Here is a 2,641-nt window from a genome sequence, read left to right on the forward strand (position 1 = left end):
TGGCTAATATAACCAAATAATCCTGTCTGCGTTGTAACTCAAAAGCAAAAATTAAGAAGTTTGTCCCACAGCTTCCCACTCTTGAGGAGTATAAGTTTTTAATTTTTGCTTTTGAGTTACAACGCAGACAGGATTATTTGGTTATATTAGCCATAATTGATTAACTTTGATAATTTGCCTCAATATATCAGGCAAGTTAATAGTATCTATAAATCAAACAGCACTCGGCTATTTAGTTAAGGTAAAGATATCAGCAATAGGTTGGTATCAGCTAAATGCTGAATGCTTAGATGAACATCTTCTATTTGAGGAAATAGCTATGACTCTAACTCCAGAATTGAAAGCCAGAATTGATGACTTAGTTACTAAGAATAAAATTATGGTTTTTATGAAGGGTAATAAGTTGATGCCCCAGTGTGGTTTCTCTAACAATGTTGTACAAATATTGAATATTTTAGGAGCTACCTATGAAACTTTTGATGTGTTAGAAGATCCAGAAATTCGTCAAGGAATTAAGGAATATTCTAGCTGGCCAACAATTCCCCAGGTTTACATTAGTGGCGAATTTATCGGTGGCTCTGATGTGATAATTGAAATGTTCAATAAGAATAAAGAAGAACTAGAGCAAAAGGTAGCAATTGCTTTAGCCTCTTAGACACTCTGTATTTGTCAATCTAAAACTATTAAAAAAAAGAATGAAGGGCGTTATTCAATACCCTTCATTTTTTAATTACAACTACTTTAATTTAGTAATAATCTACTTCAGTTTCAGTTTGTAATGCTGGCATTTCAAAATTTGAAGGGTCGTATATGTAGCGAGTTGTTTCTTCCTCCAATCTATTAATTAAAAATGGTTCGATCGCTTTTGAGATTCTCAAAGATGCTAGGTAGCCATCTAAATATATACGCATCTCCTCATAGCGGTAACCACGGTTCCACATTTCGACGAGGGCGTCAGTGAGTTTTTGATAGTGGCGAATTGTTAGAGCGTCGGTTAACATGACCTTTTTATTCTCAGAATTAATGGTTATATTTTCAGTTAAAACCTAGTCTTTAGGTTAATGTAATTTGATTTTTAGTGCAACTTCTAGTGTTTTTTTTAGATTAGTGTTAATTAACTATAAAGTTGGTATTACACATTACAGGAACACTTATAGCTGAACATTTTCTTGACTATTATTTTTGCTGCTTTTATTTTAAAACAATTTCCTCAACCCTCTCAACTCTTTAGTAGACTTATAAATCTATTGATTACCAGTCCATCTTATTTCTACAATAGATTTATTGTAGTTTCCGCTAATTTTCAAAATAAATTCAAAAATATTGAGTTGGAAAAAAAATAAAATATGTGATATAGTGAAATGTTGAATACACTAGATAACTTTGATTTTGGTCGTGCAAAATATTAGGAATTAGGGAAAATTTTGCCTGGAACACTGTTGATATAGACTAGATTTTGATAGCTGTAAGGCCAATAATTAATTGACAATTGATTCATCGCACATTGAGAAGAAGTCAGAAGAAAGAAGTAGTAATCAACCGAGAAAAATTAAGTAGGAGGTTTTACCGCAAGGAAGTAAAAGTTGATTAGTTTTGATTAAAGTATACTTGTGGGAAGTCGCTCAAAAATAATCACTGTTAGTTTTGCAGAGGAAATATCTAAGCAGTGACCTATGTTACAAAACTCTTACTAGACTTTATGTTAACTTAGTAGTAGCTAATTATAGGAAAAGCCATTAGGAATTAAGTGGGAGCTGCTTGTATTCTAATTTTAGAAGGAAATCCGCGTTTGCGATCGCTGCTTGGTTGGCATTTGCAGCAAACAAACCACTCTGTACATCAGTCAGCGAATATTCATCATGCCAAGCAATTAATACATAGTCATTGCCCAAATCTAGTAATTATGGAAGCTGACCTACCTGATGGAAATAGTCTCGAATTTTGTCAGTGGGTTCAGCAACAGCAAAAGTCCTTAATTTTTATGCTCTCCTCGCAAACAACTGAAGCAGATATTGTCGCAGGATTAAAATCTGGAGCAGATGACTATCTCACCAAACCTTTTGGTATGCAAGAATTTATGGCCAGAGTAGAAGCACTACTACGTCGGCAGAGGAGCATTAGTTGTAGCCCACCTATAAGTATAGATTATGGTGACTTGATTATTGATTTAGTACATCGTAGAGTTAAATTGAACGGCAGTTTAATTGATTTAACTCCACAAGAATTTAGTCTCCTTTATGTCTTAGCTCAATCAGGGGGAATACCCCTAACTCGCTCACAATTACTACACAGAGCATGGCCAGACTCTATAGATAATCCTCGTACCATAGACACCCATGTACTATCTCTGCGAAAAAAAATCGAAATTGACCCTCGCCAACCTAGTCTAATTCAGACAGTTAGGAATGTAGGATATAGGTTCAATCGAGAAATCTTAACTATAAATACATGGGAACAGAATTATCAGAGCTATAGACAACCTCAAAAAGTTACACCTGCTTAATATTAGACTTGTGGCTTTATAACTTAAAAATTCCCCAAAACCTTGTTCTGTAAGGATTGTAGCTATTGGATGGTAAAAATGCTGGGAATTATTGCTCTGTCTAGGTTAGAGTGATTTTTTCCCTTTATTTAGCGACAG

At 34.3% G+C, this 2,641-nt stretch carries 3 protein-coding genes; 2 read left to right on the forward strand and 1 reads right to left on the reverse strand.

Annotated features, from left to right (window positions below):
• Positions 1-319: 319 nt before the first annotated feature.
• On the forward strand, positions 320-655 hold the full coding sequence (gene grxD, locus F6K13_RS27660) for a Grx4 family monothiol glutaredoxin (RefSeq protein WP_124146798.1): 336 nt from the start codon (positions 320-322) through the stop codon (positions 653-655).
• Between the two features lie 91 nt (positions 656-746).
• On the opposite strand, the gene F6K13_RS27665 is transcribed toward grxD, so the two are convergent.
• Positions 747-1,001, reverse strand: a complete 255-nt coding sequence (locus F6K13_RS27665; RefSeq protein WP_124146783.1) for a DUF6761 family protein — start codon at positions 999-1,001, stop codon at positions 747-749.
• A 746-nt stretch (positions 1,002-1,747) separates the two neighbouring features.
• Here F6K13_RS27665 and F6K13_RS27670 point away from each other — a divergent pair.
• Positions 1,748-2,503 carry a response regulator transcription factor gene (locus F6K13_RS27670; RefSeq protein WP_124154766.1) on the forward strand — a complete coding sequence of 252 codons (756 nt, stop codon included), beginning with the start codon at positions 1,748-1,750 and terminating at the stop codon, positions 2,501-2,503.
• Positions 2,504-2,641 lie beyond the last annotated feature (138 nt).

Source organism: Okeania sp. SIO2B9 (assembly GCF_010672505.1).
GTDB lineage: Bacteria > Cyanobacteriota > Cyanobacteriia > Cyanobacteriales > Microcoleaceae > Okeania > Okeania hirsuta.

Coding starts and splice junctions, on each gene's coding strand:
- F6K13_RS27665 (WP_124146783.1), bottom strand. CDS start 1,001: ATGTTAACCGACGCTCTAACAATTCGCCACTATCAAAAACTCACTGAC.
- grxD (WP_124146798.1), top strand. CDS start 320: ATGACTCTAACTCCAGAATTGAAAGCCAGAATTGATGACTTAGTTACT.